The following is a 19,990-nucleotide window of genomic DNA, read 5'->3' as shown; positions in this document are numbered from 1 at the left end:
GCCGCCCCTTATCTCGCATACGGGTTTCACGTCGGGGCCTTGGCCGTTGGCGAAAGATGTAGACCGCCGCGAAGGGCCGAACAACCCGGATACCCACACGAATTGGTCAGAGACGGCAGGCGCAGGCGACCGCGCCCGAAATGAGGTATTACGAATGCTCGGATTGGGAAGTATTGCGAAAAAGGTCTTTGGCTCGCCCAATGACCGCAAGGTGAAAGCCGCCCGCCCAATCATCGCCAAGATCAACGCATTGGAGCCGGATTTCGAAAAGCTGAGCGACACCGAGATTGTCGCCAAGACGGCAGAGTTCCGCAACCGCGCCCAGAACGGCGAAGCGTTGGACGATTTGTTGCCAGAAGCCTTTGCCAATTGCCGCGAAGCCGCCAAGCGTGCCTTGGGTTTGCGGGCCTTTGACGTGCAGTTGATCGGCGGGATGTTTCTGCATCAGGGAAATATCGCCGAGATGAAAACGGGCGAAGGCAAAACGCTGGTCGCGACATTCCCCGCCTATTTGAATGCCCTGACCGGTGAAGGTGTGCATGTGGTGACGGTGAACGACTACCTCGCCAAACGCGACAGCGAATGGATGGGCAAGGTCTTCACCGCGCTCGGAATGACCACCGGAGTGGTATATCCTCGCCAACCGGATGACGAAAAACGGCAAGCTTATGCCTGCGACGTCACCTATGCGACGAATAACGAGCTTGGGTTCGATTACCTGCGCGACAACATGCGCGGGTCCATCGCCGAAATGGCCCAGCGCGGCCACAACTTCGCGATTGTGGATGAGGTCGACTCGATCTTGATCGATGAGGCGCGGACGCCTTTGATCATTTCCGGCCCCACGCAAGATCGGTCGGAATTGTATATCACCATCGACAAGGTGATCCCCTCTATCGAAGACCATCACTTCACGCTGGATGAAAAGACGCGGCAGGCGACCTTCACCGATGAAGGCAACGATTTCCTGGAAGAGGTGCTGCATCGCGAAGAGATTTTGCCCGAAGGCCAGTCGCTCTACGATCCGGAGAGCACCACGATTGTGCACCACGTCACAAACGCTCTGCGGGCACACAAGGTGTTCAACAAGGATAAAGAATACATCGTCCGCGATGGCGAGGTTGTGCTGGTCGATGAGTTTACCGGGCGTATGATGCCCGGGCGGCGTCTGTCCGAAGGTCTGCACCAGGCCATCGAGGCCAAGGAAGGCTGCAAGATCCAGCCCGAAAACGTGACGCTCGCCTCGGTCACCTTCCAAAACTACTTCCGGCTTTACAATAAATTGGGCGGCATGACCGGGACCGCCGCCACCGAGGCCGAGGAATTCGCGTCGATCTACGGTCTTGGCGTGGTCGAGATCCCGACCAATCGCGAAATCGCCCGGATCGATGAAGATGACGCCGTCTACCGCACCGCGCGGGAGAAATATGAAGCCATCGTCGAGGCGATTGCCGATGCACATAAGCGCGGCCAACCAGTTCTGGTCGGCACGACCTCGATCGAAAAGTCCGAGATGCTGGGTGATATGTTGAAGAAGGCCGGGCTGCCCTTCAACATCCTGAACGCCCGCCAACACGAACAAGAAGCGCAGATTGTCGCCGATGCGGGCAAGCTGGGCGCCGTGACCATCGCGACGAACATGGCCGGGCGCGGCACCGACATCAAACTTGGCGGCAACGTCGAGTTCAAGATCATGGAAGCCATCGCCGCCGATCCCGATGGGGACCCCGAGGCGATCCGCGAACGGATTGAGTCTGAACATGAGGCCGATGAACAGGCTGTTAAGGATGCAGGCGGACTCTATGTTCTGGCGACCGAACGCCACGAAAGTCGACGGATCGACAACCAGCTGCGCGGTCGCTCGGGCCGTCAGGGGGATCCCGGCAAATCCAGCTTCTTCCTCAGCCTCGAAGACGACCTGATGCGGATCTTCGGATCGGACCGGCTCGACAAGATGTTGAATACGCTGGGCATGCAGGAAGGCGAGGCCATCGTGCACCCTTGGGTGAACAAATCACTCGAACGCGCACAGGCCAAGGTCGAAGGACGCAACTTCGATATCCGTAAGCAGCTTTTGAAGTTCGACGATGTGATGAACGATCAGCGGAAGGTCGTGTTCGGACAGCGGCGTGACATCATGGGCGCCGAAGATATCGCCGAAGTGGCGCGCGATATGCGCCACCAGGTCATCGAGGATATGATCGACGCCCATATGCCGCCGAATTCCTATGCGGACCAGTGGGATGTCGAGGCGTTGAAGACAGACGCCCAAAAGATGCTGGGCATTGACCTGCCGATTGAGACATGGGCCGATGAAGACGGCGTTGACCAAGAGGTTGCGCAAGAGCGTCTGGAACGGGCGAGCGACGAATACATGGCCTCGAAAGCCGCGCAATTCGGGCCTGAGCAGATGCGCAACATTGAAAAGCAGCTTCTGCTTCAGACCATCGACCAGAAATGGCAGGAACATCTTCTGACCCTGGACCATCTGCGATCCGTCGTCGGTTTCCGCGGATATGCCCAGCGCGATCCACTGAACGAATACAAGACCGAAGCCTTCCAATTGTTCGAAGGAATGCTGGACGGGTTGCGGGCCGACGTGACGGAGAAGCTGAACCGCATCCAGCCGCTGACGCCAGAACAACAGGAACAATTGGTGCGCCAATTACAGCAACAGCAAGCTGCCGTGGCCGCGCAAGGACAACCTGCGAACCCGGCGGCTGGTGAGCCTGCGGGCGCACCGGCCGATGGATTTATCGAAGACGATCCAACGACCTGGGGCAACCCCGGCCGCAATGATTCGTGCCCATGCGGATCTGGCAAGAAGTTCAAGCATTGCCACGGGCGCTTGACCTGATCCCGGGCACTATTTTGGTACTGACGCAGCGTTAATCGGACGTTTATCCGCCAAAAGCCCCTGATTGTCTTAAATCCGGGCACATTCCCGCCCCATTTCCAGCGGAAGTTCGCCGGTATGAGATTGGGGAGTGTCTGTTATGACGCTGAATTCACTGGTGATCCGTATCATGGCATGCGGCACTGCAATTGCATCCGGGATGCTATACGCCGCCGAAGCGGGGTTGATTGAGGGCTGGGAACCCCCTGATCGACAGGCCGATATCGGTGAGGTTCGGGACCTGACCTTTTCGTCCGGATCCAGTCCCAACCCCACCAATGTTTTCGTCTTGCCGATTATCAGCGCCTCATCCGGTATAAATCTACCACGATCAATACGGCCCGTAGCCCCCGCGGCCCAAGTCGTTCCGGCAAGCTTCGAGCCCGCGCAGGGGCCGCAACCCACAACCGACGAGATTGATCGCAGCGCCTACGGGCTACCTTGCGAGGTTGCGCTGACGGCCCGCGCACAACCCGCGGCGATGGTCGCATTGGATATCATGGCACCATGCCGTGGCGACCAGAGCGTCACGATCAGCCATGCGGGTCTGCGCCTGACGGGCACAACCGATGCGCTGGGTCTGCTGACGCTGGACATGCCCGCTTTCCAGCACCCTGCATATTTCACCATTACATTCGGCGCGGACGGGCCGGAGCAAACGGCGTTGATCGATGTGCCGGATCTGGCCGAGTTTGATCGGATTGGGTTGTCTTGGCACGGCCAAGCGGGACTTGAATTACATGCGATGGAGTTTGGGGCAGCCTTTGGCGAGGTTGGACATGTCTGGCCGAGCGCGCCCTCGCAGGCCGAAATGGCTATCGCAGGCGTGGGCGGGTTTTTGTCCGTGATCGACACCGGCAGTAGCTATGCGCAGATCTATACCGTACCCCGCGCGCGTCTCATGGATGGCGACATTGTCGAAATGTTGGTCGATATTCCGATCACCGAGACGAATTGCGCTGCACCGATCCTGGCGCGCGCTCTCCGCAGCGAAGCCGCTGGTCCCGTGGACGTGACAGAATTATCGATGACGATGCCCGGTTGTGAGACGGTCGGTGACGTTCTGGTCTTGCAAAACATTCTGGCGGACCTGAGACTCGCATCCAACAACTGACGTCTCATCCTCCGGGAACGACCCATGGACTTTCGGATTGGGGCGGCCATCGGTGCCGCCCTTTTTGCATGGCAAGCAGCAGGTCCTGGATTGGCGCAGGATGTCGAATTGCGATCACTGGACGGCTCGGTCGAGTTGGAAGGCGATTTGCTGTCCTATGATGGAGCGTTTTATCGGCTTGAGACGATTTACGGCCCGCTGACGGTATCGGCTGAAAATGTCTCCTGCCTGGGGCCTGGCTGCCCCGATCTGGCGACCTTTGTGACGGAAGCACGCATTGCCGGGGCCGCGACCGTTGCAGAAGGATTGATCCCCGCGTTGCTTGCCGCCTTTGCCGATAGTCGCGGCATGACACTGGATGTCGATGGCGCGGCATATACGTTGCGCCGCCCAAACGGATCGCCCGCCGCGCGCTTTACGGTGCTGCCCGGAACAACCGACGACGGGTTGCTGGCGTTGTTGAATGATGAGGCCGATGTGGCGCTGGCCCGGCGCGAACCGACGCCGGGTGAAAGCCGCGCGGCAGAACTGCTCAGCCCGGATGATCCGCCACTCGACGATCGGGTACGTGTGCTAGCGCTCGACGCTTTGGTGCCAATTGTCTCGCCCGAAAACCCTATCGATGGGGTATCCTTGCCGGATCTGGCGCGCCTGTTTTCGGGTGAGTTGCGCAATTGGCAAGACCTTGGCGGGCCAGATGCGCCGATTGCGCTGCATCTGCTGTCACCTGGCCTCGGTCTGTCGCAAGACTTCACAGCCCGCGTTCTGCAGCCCTCCAGTGCAGTACTTAGCGACAGTGTCGCGCGCCATGACAGCGCGGCATCCCTGGCTGCAGCGGTCACCGGTGACGCCTATGCCATCGGTGTAACCACCCGCGCCGGGATCGGCGGCGCCCGGGCAGTGCCGTTGGTCGGCACATGTGGCTTTCCGCAAAGCGCCACGGCAGATGCGGTCAAGGCCGAGGATTACCCGCTGACGGCGCCAGTTCTGATGTATCTGGCCCCGCAGCGCCTTCCACTTCTGGTGCGAGAGTTCCTCGCCTTTACCGATACCGAAGAGGCCGAGCGGCAGGTTCGCTTGGCCGGTTTTGTAGATCAGACACTAACCCGCACACCCGTCGCGTTGCAGGGCGAGCGATTGGCCAATGCAATCCGTGCAGGCGGCGAAGATGTCGAGCTTGAAGATCTGCAGGACATGATTGAGGTATTGGGTCAGGCCGAGCGTTTGTCGACCACATTTCGCTTCACTGCGGGCGGCGCCGAATTGGACGTGCAATCGCGCAGTTCTGCGCTGCGACTCGCCGCGGCGGTAGAACGCGGCGCCTTTGATGGGAGACGGCTGATCTTCGCAGGTTTTTCGGACGGAATGGGCCCGTCGGCGGTGAACACACGATTGTCCTTGCGGCGGGCAGAAGCGGTGCGCGACGCAGTGTTTGCGGCGATGGACGCCGCCGCGCCCGACCGGGTGGAAATGGAAACACATGGCTTCGGGGAGGTGATGCCAATGGCTTGTGACGACACCGATTGGGGTCGCGCGGTGAACCGGCGCGTGGAAGTTTGGCTGGACTAGCCGCAAGACCAGCCCGGTGTTTCGCCCACTAACGCGGTCGACCTGGCGAGGGTGTTACCCCTCGCGCTTCCCCTTCATCATATCGCTGCAGGGTAGGGTTCAAAACTCACCGACTAGAGATAGCCCTCGGACCGAAAACTCAACTCGCGGGCTTTCCCAATGACGAGATGATCGTGGATCGTGATCCCCAGCGCCTCGGCGGCATCCCGGATCGCAAAGGTCATCTCGATATCCGATTGGCTGGGTGTCGGATCACCCGAGGGGTGGTTGTGCACCAGGATCAGCGCCGAGGCGTTCAACTCCAAAGCGCGTTTCACAACTTCGCGCGGGTAGACGGGCACATGATCAACCGTGCCATCGGCCTGCGCCTCATCGGCGATCAGCACGTTCTTTCGGTCCAGATAGAGAACCCGGAATTGCTCCAGATCCCGATGCGCCATGGCCGTCTGGCAATACTCCAGCAACGCGTCCCATGAGCTTAGAATAGGTCGCTTCATCACCTTGGCGCGGGCCATCCTATGACCGACAGCCTCCATCAACTTGAGCTGAAACACGACCTTGTCACCGACGCCTTCCACATCTTTCAAGCGCGCGGCGGGCGCGGCGAGAACATGATTTATATCTCCGAATTGCGCCAACAGCCGCTTGGCAAGGGGCTTGGTATCGCCGCGCAGGATCGCGCCATAGAGCACCATTTCCAGCAACTCATAATCGGGCACAGCATCGGCACCCCCATCGGTAAACCTTTGGCGCAGCCGGTCGCGATGTTTGTGACGATGCGCCTCCGCGCCTTTCGATGGACCGGCGGCCTTCTGAGCCGGAACGGCCCGCACGAACCGCGGAGAGACTTCTTCGAACGAAAAGGCAGGCTGGTCAGACATGGCCTGCAGCCTGCCGCGAAATGGTTAACAGACGGTTAGCCCATCAGCTCCAAGTCGGATGGAATTTGTTGCCGGGCGAAGGGGTAAAGACCTCGCACCCATCTGATGTGACACCTATCGAGTGCTCAAACTGCGCCGATAGGCTCTTGTCGCGGGTCACAGCCGTCCAATCATCCGACAGGACCTTGGTTTCAGGACGTCCTAGATTCACCATCGGTTCAATGGTGAAGAACATGCCTTCCTCCAGAACAGGACCTGTCCCAGGGCGCCCGTAATGCAGCACATTGGGCGGCGCGTGGAACACCTGCCCCAGTCCATGACCACAAAAATCGCGCACGACGCTCATCCGATGCCCTTCGACATAGGATTGGATCGCAGCCCCGATATCGCCAAACGTGTTGCCGGGCTTTACGGCCTCGATCCCTTTGAACAGGGCATCATGGGTCACCTGCACCAAACGCTCGGCTTTCCGCGACAACGTGCCGGCGGCATACATCCGCGACGTATCGCCAAACCAGCCATCCACGATGACGGTGACATCGATGTTCAGGATATCGCCGTCCTTCAGCTTTTTCTCGCCGGGGATACCGTGACAAACCACGTGATTGACCGAAATGCAGGAGGCGTGGCGATAGCCGCGGTAACCAATCGTGGCCGACGTCGCCCCGGCCTCATTCACCCAAGCCTCGATCTGCGCATCCAAGGCACCGGTGGTCGCGCCCGGGACAACCATCGGCGCAATCCGGTCCAGAATCTCAGCCGCAAGCGCCCCCGCGCTGCGCATCCCGGCGAAGTCATCTTGGCTATGAATGCGAATGCCGTCTTTGGTGAGGCGGCCCTTGAAATCGTCCACGTGGGATCTCCGCTGAAAACACGAATAATCTAGGCCTTTCGGTCCGGAATTGCCAGTGACGGCGCTGTGACACAACTAGCGGTTAGCTTGTGGGGATGGATCCACCGGCAGCGGACCGGATAGCACAATCCCCTCAGGGGTGATCTCCGTGCCGTGACACAGGATTTCGACACCTGCCGCACGCGCGATATCAAAGGCTTGCGCATAGGCTGGGTCCAGGTCGGGCGCCAATCGGAACCGCGCACAATCGGTGCGCTGCACAACATATAACATCACAGCGAGACCACCTTGCTGGGCAATGGCCGTTAGCTCCCGGAGATGTTTGGCGCCACGTTCGGTCACGCAATCGGGAAACTCCGCCCAATCCGCGTCGCGGCGCAGATGGCAATTCTTGACCTCGACATAGGCATCGGGTCGACCCGGCTCAGATAGCAGAAAGTCGATGCGGCTCTTCTCACTGCCATAGCGCTGTTCCGGCCTGATGATCCCATAACCGTCCAGCGCCTCAATCTGTTGTTCGGCCAAAGCGTCCTTCACCAACCGGTTCGGAAGGCCCGCATCGATCCCCGCGAAATGCCCGTCAGGCAACTCCACCAGCCGCCAGCCATATTTCAGTTTCTTTTTCGGGTCGTCGTTCGGCAGCAGCCAAATCCGCGCGTTTTCGTCCCTAAGCCCCATCATAGAGCCTGGATTGGGGCAATGAGCGGTGATCTCTTGCCCATCGTCCAGCACGCAATCGGCAAGGAAGCGTTTGTAGCGGCGGATCAGACGAGCGGGCACAAGGGGGGATGGAAAGCGCATGGGTGTCGACCTATACCCTTTCAAGTTGACGTCCAAGGAGCGACCTATGCCGACACCCACAGCCGCCATGCTTGTCATCGGGGATGAGATCCTGTCGGGCCGCACACGGGACAGCAACATGAACCACTTGGCCAAGGCGCTGACGGATCATGGCATTGCGCTGTGCGAGGCGCGGATGATCAGCGATGATCACGATGTAATTGTGCGGCAGGTGCGCGAGCTGTCGGGCAGCTACGATAACCTGTTCACCAGCGGCGGCATCGGCCCGACCCATGATGACATCACCGCCGAAGCCGTGGCCGAGGCGATGGGCGCCCAATGCGGCATTCGCGACGATGCGCGCACGATCCTGCAAGCCCATTATGACCGATCGGGTCAGGACTTGAACGAGGCGCGCCTGCGCATGGCGCGTATTCCCGACGGCGCAACACTGATCGACAACCCAATCTCGGCCGCGCCGGGTTTCATCTTGGGCAATGTCCATGTGATGGCCGGTGTTCCCCGCATTTTCGAGGCAATGTTAGCCAGCGTGGTACCTGCCTTGACGGGCGGCGCGCCAATGATCTCTCGTTCACTGCGCGTGGAGCGCGGCGAAGGCGATATTGCGGGGCCGTTGGGGGAGTTGGCCGCAGCGCATCCCGATGTGTCCATCGGCTCTTATCCGTTCCACCAAAACGGAATCCACGGATCAAATGTCGTGGTCCGGTCTCAGGACGGAAATGCTGTCGACACCGTCATGGGCGCACTTCAAACGCATTTCCCTGAGGCAACATGAAAATCGACGAGCTGATCCCTGTGATCGATGCGACATGGCCTGCGACCGAAACGCATGAGATCGGCGGCTTCGCCGTAAAGCGCCCCGATCCAGGCGGCAACCGGGTCAGTGCCACGCGACTGCGTGACCCCCTGGGTGAGGGATTCAAAATGTCGGATTTGGACCAAGCCGAAACGATGATGCGGCAACAGGACCGTGCCCCTCTTTTCATGGTGACCGACACCCAGACGGCGTTGAACGATGCGCTCGAGGCCCGTGGATATAACGCTCGCGATCACACAAACGCGCTTGTTATCCGATCTGCGGATATCGCAGCGGTGCCTCCGCCTGTAACCGCATTCGATATTTGGCCACCGCTCGCCATCCAGACAGAGATTTGGGAGGCTGGTGGCGTTGATCTTGCCCGGCGCACCATTATGGACCGCGCCCTATGTCCCAAGACCTCGATTTTCGGGCGGATCAATGATCAGCCCGCCGGAAGCGCCTACCTGGGCATCCACAACGACATCGCGATGCTGCACGCACTTGAGGTTGTTGCCCCGTGCCGTCGCATGGGCCTGGCCGCACATATGATGCGCAAAGCCGCCGATTGGGCGGTTCAGAGCGGCGCAACTTGGCTGTGTGTCCTGGTGACGCAACAAAATAAGGGGGCACAACGGCTTTATTCTTCCTTGGGAATGAAACCTGTGGGAACCTATCATTATCGTGAGCAACAAGAGGCGGCATAGCCTGGTGACATCCATCGGCCACAGGATCCCCTGTCGCACAGCTATCCTGTGCGTGACCTTCTATGGGCTCTTAAGCCCTGTGGTTGCGCTGGAATTGGATTTCGCCGAAGGCGCCTCTCTCGTTCTGAACACTCAGGCCACCGACAGTGCCCATCCGATTGCGACCGACCGTTTTGTGGATGGTGCCGTACCCACACGCCTGGCCGAAGGCGCGGTACGCGAGTTCGTCTGGCACACAAGCGGTGCGTCGACCAACGCCGCCAGTCTCGCCGAGAATCTGCGGCAGCAATTGATCGATCAAGGCTACGAGATTGCGTTTTCATGTAATGCGATCAATTGCGGCGGCTTTGACTTTCGCCATGCTTTGCCCGTCGGAAACGCGCCTGAAATGCATGTCGATCTTGGTAATTTCTTCTATCTGGCGGGCACGCGCGACGGCGAGGACGGCCCAGAAGACGTTGCATTGATGGTCAGTCAAGGCGGCAGCACTGGCTTTGTGCATATGGCCCTGGTGCAACCCAACACAGGGGGCGATGCTCCACCGACAATACATTCGACCCGCACGCCTGATGCCGCCCCGGACATTGAGCTGACGCTGACACCCGCTGGCGACGGGAACGTTATCAGTCGGTTGGTCGAAGATGGGGCCGCGCCCTTGGATGATTTGCAGTTTGGGACGGGCGCGTCCACGCTCAGCGGGCGGGCCTATGGCTCGCTAACGGCGCTGGCAGAATTTCTGGCCGAGGATCCCGAGCGGCGTGTGGTTTTGGTTGGCCATACCGATTTCACGGGCTCGCTAAACGCCAATATCGCCGTCTCTGAAGCGCGCGCCGCGGCAGTGCGCGACTATCTGACGGGCAGTCTCGGTGTAAATCCCGCCCAAATTCGCGCTGAAGGGATCGGCTTCTTGTCGCCACGGGCCAACAACACAACCGAAGCTGGGCGCGAGACCAATCGCCGGGTCGAAGTGGTGCTGGAAGATCCTGGTCAAAACACTCGATGAGTCAAAAAACCCCGGGGGATGGCAGCCATCTTCCCGGGGTGAGTTGAGCCTAGGTCACAATAGGACAATAGACCTAAGGCAGGGCAGACAGGTACTGCAGCGTCTCACCAATCGGTGGGACCTTTATCGCGAAAGTTTTCAACGAGATAGTCGATGAAGGCGCGCACCTTGGGCTGGATGTAGCGGCCCGGCGGATAGACCGCATAAACGCCTTGGGTTTCGACGGGCAGGTCGGGCATGGCGTCTTCCAACAGGCCAGCGCGCATCGGATCGGCGTAGAGGAAGCTGGGCAAATAGGCGATACCCAGACCGCCAATCGCTGCGTTCAACAGGCTTTGGCCATCGTTCACCGTCAGCCAACCGGCGGTGCGCACTTGTCGCTGCTCGCCCGATGGCGCGGTTAGTTTCCAGACATTGCCCGAAGACGAGTTCGAGTAGTGCAAAAGCTTATGTTCGTTCAAATCGTCGATGCGCAAAGGGCGACCGTATTCCTTGAAATAGGATGGCGCCGCAATCATCCGACGCTGCGTTTCACAAATCTTGCGCGCCATAAGTGAGCTGTCTTCCAACTCACCGACGCGAATGGCCATATCAAAGCCTTCCGAGATCAGCTCAACATACCGATTGTTCAAAACCATATTGACGGTGATGTCGGGATAACTCTTCAGAAACTCGCCCAGAATTGGTGAGACATGATTGACGCCGAAATCCGTCGCAATCGAAACGCGTAGTGTTCCGGACGGTGCCGATTGCATGGCCGTCACGAGGGCATCGGCCTCACCCGCATCGTTCAACACGCGCCGGGCACGGTCATAATAGGCCAGGCCGATCTCGGTTGGGCTAACGCGGCGCGTGGTGCGGTTTAACAACCGGGCGCCCAAACGCGCCTCGAGCGACGATACATGTTTAGACACGGCGGACTTGGAAATCCCCATCTTCTTGGCGGCATCTGTAAATCCGCCCTGGTCCACAACTGTGGCGAAGGCTTCCATTTCCGTCAGGCGATCCATGCGCACTTACCTCTTACAACGTGATGTACCTTGTCGCCGTCAATTGGGGCGCAATTGGGGGCGCGCGCGGGCCAAAGCAGGATTATTCCGCGGATCGTTCAAGGCATGGCAACTGTTGTTAATCCATTCTTAATGGTTGAGGCGAAAGCGGGGCGATTGTGCAAGGGCGATCCGGCGTGAAATCTGCTGATTCCTGGGGATATTTGGCTGTTTTGTTGCAGCGGCGCGCGCCGAAAAACGGTTACCCGGGAAAAGGAAACCGCTTACGGTCTTGGGGTGGTTTTCCAAGCTATTCCAAGCACACCTTGCCATGTGCGGGGCAAAATGTGCGGCGGATGGGTCGCGTCTGTGCTCCGATATTCCATATGGGGCTGGTGTCGCAGCCCGCAGCAGGGATACTTAACGCAGATACAGAGCAGGTTTCGCGAGATAAGGCGTGGCAAAGCGCAAGCGGAAAACACCGAAGCAAGAGCCGCGGATGCGGCGATGGGCGCGCAAGATCCGGCGATGGCTTTGGCGTGCGCTGTTCGGCGCAACGGCGTTGGTGCTGGTCTGGATCGCCGCCTATGCCGTACTGCCCGTGCCGACGACGCCCTACATCCTCAGCGAACGGGCGCGCCTGGGCTCGGTTGAACGGGATTGGGCACCGATGGATGAAATTTCGATCCACCTTGCGCGCGCGGCGGTCGCAGCGGAGGACGCAAACTTTTGCCGTCACTGGGGTTTCGATATGACCGCCATTCGCGATGCCATCGCGCAGGGTGCGGCGCGGGGCGGATCCACGATCAGCCAGCAAACCGTGAAAAACGCTTTCCTTTGGCACGGACGATCCTGGCTGCGGAAAGCGCTTGAAGCCACACTTACTCCGGTGGTTGAGCTGATCTGGCCAAAGCGCCGTGTTCTTGAAGTCTATCTGAACGTCGCCGAATTCGCGCCTGGTGTGTTCGGTGCCGAGGCTGCCGCACGCCACCACTTTGGCATCAGTGCCGCAGATCTCAATCCACGACAGGCCGCCCTGCTGGCCGCTGTCCTGCCCAACCCGCAACAACGCAATGCCAGCGCGCCGTCCAATGCGGTGTCCGCACGGGCGCGCGCGATCGCTGACGGCGCGGCAACGATTCGCGCTGATGGGCGGGATGTTTGCTTTGCGAATTGATTTTTCGTCCATCGCCTTGCAAAGACAACATGCACTGACGCGAGCCACCCAATGACCCGATTGTATCACTTCGCCCTGTCTCCATTCTGCCGGAAAGTCCGATTGGTCTTGGCCGAGAAGCGGATCGAGGTTGAGTTGGTGGATGAAACATATTGGGAACCGTCGACCGAGTTCTTGCGCCGGAACCCTGCGGGCAAGGTGCCCATCCTGAAGATCGACGGGCTGACGCTGTGCGATTCCACGGCAATTTGCGAATACTTGGAAGAGACGGTGCGCGAGCCGGCACTGATGCCCAGCGATCCTACATCGCGAGCCGAAGTTCGACGCCTGGTCGCCTGGTTCGACGATAAGTTCCACAGCGAAGTCACCGTGAACTTGGTCCATGAACGCGTACACAAAAAGCTGATGCGCGCGGGTTACCCTGATGGCCGCGCCATCAAGAACGGCGCACAAAACATCAAGTTCCACCTGCGCTACATGGATTGGCTGCTGGATCATCGCCGATGGCTGGCGGGGGATGCCATGACGATGGCCGATTTCGCTGCGGCCGCGCAGCTCAGCTGCCTCGACTATATCTCGGACGTGGATTGGAGCCTGAGCCAGCCGGTGAAGGATTGGTATGCCACGGTGAAATCCCGGCCCGCCTTCCGGTCAATCCTCGCCGACCAGGTCTTTGGCTTCCCGCAGCCGCCCCATTACGCGAATCTCGACTTTTGAGCGCCCTGCGCACCGCGCTTGAGGCTGAAGCCCGACAAGCCGGGTTTGCGAAGATCGGAATTTGCCGCCCCAATGCCGCGCCGGATTTGGCAACTCACCTAAGCGAGTTCGTGGAGGCTGGATATCACGGCCAGATGGGGTGGATGGCAGAGCGCATGCATTGGCGCGGCGATCCGCAAACCCTTTGGCCTGAGGCGCGGTCCATCATCATGCTGGCCGAACCCTACACGCCCGAAGATGACCCGCTGGACGCGCTGGCCCGCCGCAATCACGCGACGATCAGCGTGTATGCGCAAAACAAGGATTATCACGACCTGGTCAAAAAGCGGCTGAAACGGGTGGGGCGTTGGTTGCTTGATCAAGTACCGGGCGAACAGATCAAAGTCTTCGTCGACACGGCACCGGTGATGGAAAAACCCTTGGCCCAAGCCGCCGGTCTGGGGTGGCAGGGTAAGCACACCAACCTTCTGGCGCGCGATTTAGGCAATTGGTTCTTCTTGGGCGCGATCTTCACAACAATCGAATTACCGGATGACGCGCCAGAAGCAGAACATTGCGGCAGTTGCACCGCCTGTTTGGACATTTGCCCAACCGATGCCTTTCCCGCACCGTTCAAGCTGGATGCAAGACGCTGTATTTCTTACCTGACCATTGAGCATAAAGGTCCTATAGATCTTGAGTTGCGGGCCAAGATGGGCAACCGGATCTATGGCTGCGATGATTGCCTGGCGATCTGCCCCTGGAACAAATTCGCTCAAGCCTCCCGAGATATTCGCTATGCACCCAGGCTCGAATTGCAATCGCCTGCCTTGGCGGATCTGGCCAAACTGGACGATCTAGGGTTTCGGGCAATGTTCTCAGGATCTCCGATCAAACGGATCGGACGGGACCGATTTGTGCGGAACGTGCTTTACGCCATCGGGAATTCCGGGAACCCTGGGCTGATCCCAGCGGCGCAAGATCTGGTTGACGACCCAGATCCCGCCGTAGCAGATGCGGCTCGTTGGGCCGTGGAAAGGTTGCAATGAAGCTGTTGATCTTCGGCTATGGATTCTCTGCGAAGGCGCTGGTCCGCACCTTGGAGCCCAAGCAGGTAGAGTCCATTGTCGTAACGACCCGCAGTACCGAAAAGCTGCAATCTCTGGCGGGCACAGAGGTGACTCCGTGCCTGTTTCCCGGTTCGGATATGCGCGACGAGATCGCCCAAGCGACGCATGTTTTGATCTCCGCGGGGCCAGAGGATGGGCGCGACCCGGTTCTGGCGGAGTTAAGCGATACCTTCGCGGATGCAGTCCATTTGGAATGGGTCGGTTACCTCAGCACAACGGGCGTTTACGGCGACCATGGCGGCGATTGGGTGACCGAAGATACCGCCCTCACACCGTCAACCGAACGTGGACAAGCGCGCGTCGATGCCGAAACCAAATGGATGGACCTCTATCGTGACAGCGGTTTGCCGGTACATCTGTTCCGCCTGGCCGGAATCTATGGCCCCGGGCGCGGACCCTTTGCAAAGGTGCGCAAGGGGACTGCGCGGCGAATTATCAAGGAGGGCCAGGTTTTCAGCCGTATCCATGTGGATGACATCGCGCAGGTACTGCTCGCCTCGATGGATCGGCCTAATCCGGGTGCGGCCTACAATGTCTGCGATGATGATCCCGCCCCGCCGCAAGACGTCATCGCCCATGCCGCTGAACTGCTGGGTTTGCCTATCCCGCCGGGCATTCCCATCGCCGAGGCTGAGATGAGCCCGATGGCGCGCAGCTTCTATGCCGAATCGAAGCGGGTTGATAACACGCGGATCAAGTCCGAGCTGGGCGTGACGCTGCGCTACGCCAACTATCGCGAAGGTTTGGCACAGCTACTGGCGATCGAACGCAAATTGGCCGATGATGCCGCAAAACCATAAATCGAGCAGTTCACATCATGCGCTTTATCCTGATCGCCCTTCTCACCGTGTTGGCCCTGACCGGCTGTTCGCGGTTCGTCGACTACAACGGTCCTGAAGTCACACGGATTGTCGTCCACAAATCCGAACGTCAGATGGTTTTATACCATTACGATCAACTGCTTGAGACCTATGAGATCGAGTTGGGCTTCGCACCGACCGGCCACAAGAACGAAGAAGGTGACGGACGCACCCCCGAAGGCGAATACATTATTGATCGCCGTAACCCGAACAGCGAATGGTATCTGTCCATCGGCATCAACTACCCCAATGCCGAGGATATCGCCCGCGCCGAGGAGGCTGGCGTTGATCCGGGAGGTGATATTTTCATCCACGGGACCCCAAGGCCCTTCCGTCGGATTGAGGATTGGACGGTCGGATGTATCGCAGTCACCAATGCAGAAATGCGCCAGATCTACGCAATGGTCGAGATCGGGACGCCGATTTCGATTTATCCCTGATCACCTCGAAAGACCGACCGCGGCACTGATTCTATCGCTGCGGGCAACGCTATTTCGACATAAATTTGCGTGGTTTTGGTAAGGATTTAACCATCTTTCTGCCACGACCCGCGGCCGGAACAGCGAAGGTCACGAGAAGTGTTGCTTATTTGACGCCACTCGCTGTTTCCTCTGGGGTGCGCAATTTCCGAGCCATTGCAATCAGCGGACAACGCAGGTTACACAACATCACGAGGTACAGTCTTGGGTGCCCCAACCTGCGCATTGTGCGTGAAAGGGGCGTATCTTGGAGGATATTATGAAGAAACTTGCTCTCGCTGCTGCACTGTCGGTTGTCGCCACTGGCGCATTTGCCGGCGGCTACGTTGAGCCGGTCATCGAACCGGTTGTCATCGTGGAAGAAACAAGCAGCTCGGCAGGCGGCATCCTGGTGCCCGCCATCGCCGTGCTTCTGCTGGTTCTGGCACTGCATCACGATTGATCCTCGGATCAATTGACGACATTGAATTGGCGCTGCCTTCGGGTGGCGCCTTTTCTTTTGTAAGATTGGGTTGAGATCAGGCGCCTAGCTTAAGCCAGCCTCAGCCGCAATTTGCTTGCGCGATTTCCGCGCCCGCTCCGTCGCCGATTTCAACTGACCGCAGGCCGCCATGATATCTTCGCCGCGCGGGGTTCGAATGGGGGAGGCATAGCCCGCCTTATAGATGATATCGGCGAATGTCTCGATCCGGTCCCAATCCGACCGCTCGTAGGGCGCGCCGGGCCATTCGTTAAACGGGATAAGGTTAATCTTCGCCGGAATCCCCTGGATCAGCTTCACGAGACGGCACGCGTCCTCATCACTGTCATTCACATCCTTCAGCATCACATATTCAAACGTGATCCGCTCGGAATTCGATGCTTTGGGATAAGCACGCAGGGCGTCCAGCAATTCGGTAATCGGCCAGCGCTTGTTGATCGGCACCAGCTTGTCCCGCACCTCATCGGTTGTGGCATGGAACGAGACCGCGAGCATGCATCCGATCTCTTCCGCAGTTTTGGCGATCTCGGGCACCACACCACTGGTCGACAACGTGATCCGGCGGCGCGACAGGGAAATCCCCTCGCCATCCATCGCGATCTTCATCGCGTCGCGCACATTGTCGAAATTATACAGCGGCTCCCCCATGCCCATCAGCACGATATTCGACACAAGTCGGGGCTTTTCACCCATCCCTTCGCCGGAACGCACCCAATCGTCGAGATCATCGCGGGCCAGCATGACCTGGCCAATGATCTCACCGGCCGTCAAATTGCGCACCAGCTTTTGCGTGCCGGTATGGCAAAACGAACAGGTCAGCGTGCAGCCGACTTGGCTGGAAATGCAGAGCGTGCCTCGGTCGGTTTCAGGGATATAGACCACCTCAACCTCATGGCCGCCCGCGATCCGAACCAGATATTTCCGCGTGCCATCGGCGCTGACCTGTTTGCTGACCACTTCGGGCAGATCGGCCACAAACGTGGCCTTCAGCATCGCGCGATAGTCTTTCGACAGGTTCGTCATCGCATCGAAATCGCGAATGCCCTTGTGGTACAGCCATTGCCAGATCTGGCCGGTGCGCATCTTAGCCTGCTTCTCTGGTGTCCCAGCGGCGATCAAGGCGTCCCGCAAAGCAGGGCGCGTCAGACCGATCAGATTGACCGGCCCGTCGGGCAGTTTGCGTTTGATCGTGGCGACGTCTTGCGTAATCGGCGCGGAGGCGGTCATGGCGGCAATCCTAAAGGGGCTGCCGTCACATATAGGAGCATCCGCGCTGGCGCAAACCCACCTTTAGCTTCCGCACCGCGCCTCGGCATCTTCGATGGCCGCGCTGAAACCCAAAAGACTGAACGTATCGGCGGTTTGCGTGCCGCGCGAGGATTGCGCTGTCAGCAATGCCTCGGACCCGCTGCGCATCGCTCTGATGATTTGGTTGTCATCCTCCGGCGATTGCGCCCAAGCCATTTCGCCTTCGGTGAACAACTCAAATGAATCCGAGCCAATCTCGACCGATACGGTGGAGCCATCGGCAAACGGATATCCACCCGTGAAGCTGACCTCACCCAAACGTTCATCGCTTGGCCAATAGGTCACGAACATCATGATCTCGCCGCGGTTGACCTCAACCTCCTGCCCGTCCCGCGTATTCACGGTGTTGGCAGGTGTCGAGACCACCCAACATTGCGCCGGATCGGTTTCGACGAAGACCGACCAGTCGGTTTCCGATCCGACAATGTTGGTAGACACTTCCTCATCCTGCGCGAAGGCAGTGCCAGTGACCAGGATCAAGCTCAACAGCAAAGCGAGAGAGCGGGGCGCATCGCGCATCGGCGCCGTCAATTGCCGCACCGTGTCTCAGCATCCTCAACGGCTGCCGTGAACCCGAGTAAGCTGAACGTATCTTGCGTTTGCGTGCCGCGCGATGACCGCGCCGTTAGCTGTGCCTCCGCCCCGCGCTTCATCGCAGTGATGATCCTATCATCATCCTGCGGAGATGCGGCCCAAGCCATTTCACCTTCGGTGAACAATTCAAAGGTCGATGATCCGATTTCAACGGTCACGGTCGATCCGTCCGCAAACGGATATCCACCCGTAAAGCTCACCTCGCCCAGACGCTCTTGGCCGGGCCAAAACGACACAAACATCAGGATTTCGCCGCGACGTACCGACACTTCGCGCCCTTCGCGCGTGTTTACGGTTTCCGATGGCGTGGACACGACCCAGCATTGCGTCGGATCATCTTCAACGAACACCGACCAATCAGTCTCGGCGTTCACACGGTTGGTGGATTCTTCTCCGTCCTGGGCAAATGCAGCGGTCGCCAAAATGGCCAACCCGCCCGCAAGGACCCCAGCAAGATGTGTTTTCATGCGCTTCAGAGCCTCCAGACCCTTCTCTGCCTCTGGCCAGCACCCCTTTATGGGGGTAACGAAATAGGTGGAATGTCTGACCATTAATGCACGGTAACTTATCGTAATCGGTTCGCTGAAAAAAGCCCCACTGGCGGATAATCGCCGGGTTTTGAAGGCATCTGGAAGGATTTAAGTATGGTTGCAGAAGCAGAAGTGCTGGTGGAGGTTCACCGCAAGCCGGTTCTGGAAAGCCGACATCGCGGCCATGTCGCCATTTGGCACCACGATCATGGGCTGATTGCGGCTTGGGGGAACGTCGAGGCACGGTATCTTCCGCGATCCTCGGCGAAGATGATCCAGGCGCTGCCGCTGGTGGAAAGCGGGGCCGCCGACAGCTTTGGATTGCACACTGATCACCTTGCACTTGCCTGTGCATCGCATAACGGCGCGGCGATCCACACGGATCGGGTCACACGTTGGTTGGCCGATCTGGATCTGACAGAAGCAGATTTGCGATGTGGTGCGCAATGGCCCAACGATGATGCCGCCAGCGCAGCACTGATTTGCGCCGATGCGCAATCGGGGCAGCGGCACAACAATTGCTCCGGCAAGCACAGCGGGTTTTTGACGCTCAACAAGCATCTGGGCGGTGGCGCTGAATACATAGATCCGACTCATCCAGTTCAGCGCGCAGTTAAACAAGCCTGGGGCGAAGTAACGGGCGAGGACCAGCTCGACCATGCCATCGACGGCTGCTCCGCCCCGAATTTCGTCACCCGCCTGACCGGGTTGGCCAAAGCCATGGCAACGTTTGCGGCGGCATCTGAAACCGATGGCACGCGCGGCGCCGCAATGGTGAGGCTGCGCAACGCGATGATGCAGCATCCCGATCTTGTCGCTGGCGAAGGCCGCGCCTGCACGCGTTTGATGCGAGCAATGGGGCATCGCGCCACGATCAAGACCGGCGCCGAGGGCGTGTTTATCGCAATCGTTCCAGAACATCGCCTTGGCATCGCATTGAAAATAGAAGACGGCGCGACCCGTGCAGCGGAGGCGGTGGTTGCGACATTATTAGGCAATCTTGGCGTATTGAACCCGCAGCACGCTGATGCTTTGGCCTTCACGCATGGACCTATCTTGAACCGGTGCGAGAGAGAGACCGGCCATTATCGCGTTGCGGGCACGATCCAAAACTGGCGGCTATAGG

General features: G+C 59.1%; 20 protein-coding genes. 13 read left to right on the top strand and 7 right to left on the bottom strand.

Translation table 11 applies throughout. The features are described from left to right. Positions 1 to 154: 154 nt before the first annotated feature. The 3 genes from secA to V8J82_RS08915 all read left to right on the top strand — a co-directional run bounded on the left by secA (position 155) and on the right by V8J82_RS08915 (position 5,579). The gene (secA, locus tag V8J82_RS08925; protein ID WP_339974312.1) at positions 155 to 2,857 is read left to right on the top strand and encodes a preprotein translocase subunit SecA; all 2,703 of its coding nucleotides are present in this window, start codon (positions 155 to 157) and stop codon (positions 2,855 to 2,857) included. Positions 2,858 to 2,996: 139 nt separating this feature from the next. Next, positions 2,997 to 4,010, top strand: a complete 1,014-nt coding sequence (locus V8J82_RS08920) for a hypothetical protein (RefSeq protein WP_339974311.1) — start codon at positions 2,997 to 2,999, stop codon at positions 4,008 to 4,010. A 24-nt stretch (positions 4,011 to 4,034) separates the two neighbouring features. Then, positions 4,035 to 5,579 carry a substrate-binding domain-containing protein gene (locus V8J82_RS08915; RefSeq protein WP_339974309.1) on the top strand — a complete coding sequence of 515 codons (1,545 nt, stop codon included), beginning with the start codon at positions 4,035 to 4,037 and terminating at the stop codon, positions 5,577 to 5,579. Positions 5,580 to 5,692: 113 nt separating this feature from the next. Here V8J82_RS08915 and radC read toward each other — a convergent pair whose 3' ends face one another. The 3 genes from radC to sfsA form a co-directional block, all read right to left on the bottom strand. Beyond that, positions 5,693 to 6,460 (bottom strand): RadC family protein, encoded by a 768-nt coding sequence (radC, locus tag V8J82_RS08910; RefSeq protein ID WP_339974308.1) that lies wholly within the window; start codon positions 6,458 to 6,460, stop codon positions 5,693 to 5,695. 43 nt (positions 6,461 to 6,503) lie between these two features. Beyond that, positions 6,504 to 7,313, bottom strand: coding sequence for a type I methionyl aminopeptidase (map, locus tag V8J82_RS08905; protein WP_339974307.1), 810 nt, complete (start codon positions 7,311 to 7,313; stop codon positions 6,504 to 6,506). 75 nt (positions 7,314 to 7,388) lie between these two features. Then, entirely contained in the window at positions 7,389 to 8,114 is a 726-nt protein-coding gene (gene sfsA / locus V8J82_RS08900; protein ID WP_339974305.1) for a DNA/RNA nuclease SfsA, read from the bottom strand. A 46-nt stretch (positions 8,115 to 8,160) separates the two neighbouring features. Between sfsA and V8J82_RS08895 the strand changes: the two genes are divergently transcribed. Genes V8J82_RS08895 through V8J82_RS08885 form a run of 3 tightly spaced genes read left to right on the top strand, consistent with a single transcriptional unit; the run spans position 8,161 to position 10,620 of the window. After that, a complete protein-coding gene (locus V8J82_RS08895; protein WP_339974304.1) occupies positions 8,161 to 8,889 on the top strand; it encodes a competence/damage-inducible protein A in 729 nt (242 codons plus the stop codon). After that, a complete protein-coding gene (locus tag V8J82_RS08890; protein ID WP_339974303.1) occupies positions 8,886 to 9,617 on the top strand; it encodes a GNAT family N-acetyltransferase in 732 nt (243 codons plus the stop codon). Before V8J82_RS08895 ends, V8J82_RS08890 begins: the two co-directional genes overlap by 4 nt. Before the next feature lie 4 nt (positions 9,618 to 9,621). Beyond that, complete coding sequence (locus V8J82_RS08885) at positions 9,622 to 10,620, top strand: OmpA family protein (RefSeq protein ID WP_339974302.1); 999 nt, start codon at positions 9,622 to 9,624, stop codon at positions 10,618 to 10,620. 104 nt (positions 10,621 to 10,724) lie between these two features. On the opposite strand, the gene V8J82_RS08880 is transcribed toward V8J82_RS08885, so the two are convergent. Next, positions 10,725 to 11,630, bottom strand: coding sequence for a LysR family transcriptional regulator (locus V8J82_RS08880; protein ID WP_339974301.1), 906 nt, complete (start codon positions 11,628 to 11,630; stop codon positions 10,725 to 10,727). Between the two features lie 478 nt (positions 11,631 to 12,108). On the opposite strand from V8J82_RS08880, the gene mtgA reads away from it, so the two are divergent. The 6 genes from mtgA (at position 12,109) to V8J82_RS08850 (ending at position 16,393) form a co-directional block, all read left to right on the top strand. Beyond that, a complete protein-coding gene (gene mtgA, locus V8J82_RS08875) occupies positions 12,109 to 12,786 on the top strand; it encodes a monofunctional biosynthetic peptidoglycan transglycosylase (protein ID WP_339974299.1) in 678 nt (225 codons plus the stop codon). 51 nt (positions 12,787 to 12,837) lie between these two features. Then, positions 12,838 to 13,503 carry an FtsZ-binding protein FzlA gene (gene fzlA, locus V8J82_RS08870; protein ID WP_339974298.1) on the top strand — a complete coding sequence of 222 codons (666 nt, stop codon included), beginning with the start codon at positions 12,838 to 12,840 and terminating at the stop codon, positions 13,501 to 13,503. Beyond that, entirely contained in the window at positions 13,500 to 14,531 is a 1,032-nt protein-coding gene (queG, locus tag V8J82_RS08865) for a tRNA epoxyqueuosine(34) reductase QueG (protein ID WP_339974297.1), read from the top strand. The genes fzlA and queG overlap by 4 nt, the downstream gene beginning before the upstream one ends. Next, positions 14,528 to 15,412: an SDR family oxidoreductase gene (locus tag V8J82_RS08860; RefSeq protein WP_339974296.1), complete on the top strand. Its 885-nt coding sequence runs from the start codon at positions 14,528 to 14,530 to the stop codon at positions 15,410 to 15,412. Before queG ends, V8J82_RS08860 begins: the two co-directional genes overlap by 4 nt. Positions 15,413 to 15,429: 17 nt before the next feature. Further along, positions 15,430 to 15,912, top strand: a complete 483-nt coding sequence (locus V8J82_RS08855) for a L,D-transpeptidase family protein (RefSeq protein ID WP_339974294.1) — start codon at positions 15,430 to 15,432, stop codon at positions 15,910 to 15,912. Positions 15,913 to 16,210: 298 nt separating this feature from the next. Next, complete coding sequence (locus tag V8J82_RS08850) at positions 16,211 to 16,393, top strand: hypothetical protein (protein ID WP_339974292.1); 183 nt, start codon at positions 16,211 to 16,213, stop codon at positions 16,391 to 16,393. An 84-nt stretch (positions 16,394 to 16,477) separates the two neighbouring features. Here V8J82_RS08850 and rlmN read toward each other — a convergent pair whose 3' ends face one another. From rlmN to V8J82_RS08835, 3 genes are all read right to left on the bottom strand, one after another. Then, entirely contained in the window at positions 16,478 to 17,659 is a 1,182-nt protein-coding gene (gene rlmN / locus V8J82_RS08845) for a dual-specificity RNA methyltransferase RlmN (protein WP_339974291.1), read from the bottom strand. A gap of 63 nt (positions 17,660 to 17,722) precedes the next feature. Next, positions 17,723 to 18,259, bottom strand: coding sequence for an invasion associated locus B family protein (locus V8J82_RS08840; protein ID WP_339974290.1), 537 nt, complete (start codon positions 18,257 to 18,259; stop codon positions 17,723 to 17,725). Positions 18,260 to 18,267: 8 nt separating this feature from the next. Then, the gene (locus tag V8J82_RS08835; protein WP_339974289.1) at positions 18,268 to 18,801 is read right to left on the bottom strand and encodes an invasion associated locus B family protein; all 534 of its coding nucleotides are present in this window, start codon (positions 18,799 to 18,801) and stop codon (positions 18,268 to 18,270) included. Positions 18,802 to 18,978: 177 nt separating this feature from the next. Here V8J82_RS08835 and V8J82_RS08830 point away from each other — a divergent pair, with 177 nt between their 5' ends. Beyond that, complete coding sequence (locus V8J82_RS08830) at positions 18,979 to 19,989, top strand: asparaginase (RefSeq protein WP_339974287.1); 1,011 nt, start codon at positions 18,979 to 18,981, stop codon at positions 19,987 to 19,989. The last annotated feature ends 1 nt before the right edge of the window (position 19,990 follow it).

Origin of the sequence: Gymnodinialimonas mytili (genome assembly GCF_037544085.1) — a bacterium.
Classification (GTDB): domain Bacteria; phylum Pseudomonadota; class Alphaproteobacteria; order Rhodobacterales; family Rhodobacteraceae; genus Gymnodinialimonas; species Gymnodinialimonas mytili.
The sequence above is the reverse complement of the archived record's forward strand: the minus strand, read 5'-3'. Positions and strand labels throughout refer to the sequence as shown.

Bases quoted from the DNA above. Each gene is read 5' to 3' on its own strand.
- secA (WP_339974312.1), top strand. From the start codon at position 155: ATGCTCGGATTGGGAAGTATTGCGAAAAAGGTCTTTGGCTCGCCCAAT.
- V8J82_RS08920 (WP_339974311.1), top strand. From the start codon at position 2,997: ATGACGCTGAATTCACTGGTGATCCGTATCATGGCATGCGGCACTGCA.
- V8J82_RS08915 (WP_339974309.1), top strand. From the start codon at position 4,035: ATGGACTTTCGGATTGGGGCGGCCATCGGTGCCGCCCTTTTTGCATGG.
- radC (WP_339974308.1), bottom strand. From the start codon at position 6,460: ATGTCTGACCAGCCTGCCTTTTCGTTCGAAGAAGTCTCTCCGCGGTTC.
- sfsA (WP_339974305.1), bottom strand. From the start codon at position 8,114: ATGCGCTTTCCATCCCCCCTTGTGCCCGCTCGTCTGATCCGCCGCTAC.
- V8J82_RS08895 (WP_339974304.1), top strand. From the start codon at position 8,161: ATGCCGACACCCACAGCCGCCATGCTTGTCATCGGGGATGAGATCCTG.
- V8J82_RS08890 (WP_339974303.1), top strand. From the start codon at position 8,886: ATGAAAATCGACGAGCTGATCCCTGTGATCGATGCGACATGGCCTGCG.
- V8J82_RS08880 (WP_339974301.1), bottom strand. From the start codon at position 11,630: ATGGATCGCCTGACGGAAATGGAAGCCTTCGCCACAGTTGTGGACCAG.
- mtgA (WP_339974299.1), top strand. From the start codon at position 12,109: ATGCGGCGATGGGCGCGCAAGATCCGGCGATGGCTTTGGCGTGCGCTG.
- fzlA (WP_339974298.1), top strand. From the start codon at position 12,838: ATGACCCGATTGTATCACTTCGCCCTGTCTCCATTCTGCCGGAAAGTC.
- V8J82_RS08860 (WP_339974296.1), top strand. From the start codon at position 14,528: ATGAAGCTGTTGATCTTCGGCTATGGATTCTCTGCGAAGGCGCTGGTC.
- V8J82_RS08855 (WP_339974294.1), top strand. From the start codon at position 15,430: ATGCGCTTTATCCTGATCGCCCTTCTCACCGTGTTGGCCCTGACCGGC.
- V8J82_RS08850 (WP_339974292.1), top strand. From the start codon at position 16,211: ATGAAGAAACTTGCTCTCGCTGCTGCACTGTCGGTTGTCGCCACTGGC.
- rlmN (WP_339974291.1), bottom strand. From the start codon at position 17,659: ATGACCGCCTCCGCGCCGATTACGCAAGACGTCGCCACGATCAAACGC.
- V8J82_RS08840 (WP_339974290.1), bottom strand. From the start codon at position 18,259: ATGCGCGATGCGCCCCGCTCTCTCGCTTTGCTGTTGAGCTTGATCCTG.
- V8J82_RS08835 (WP_339974289.1), bottom strand. From the start codon at position 18,801: ATGAAAACACATCTTGCTGGGGTCCTTGCGGGCGGGTTGGCCATTTTG.
- V8J82_RS08830 (WP_339974287.1), top strand. From the start codon at position 18,979: ATGGTTGCAGAAGCAGAAGTGCTGGTGGAGGTTCACCGCAAGCCGGTT.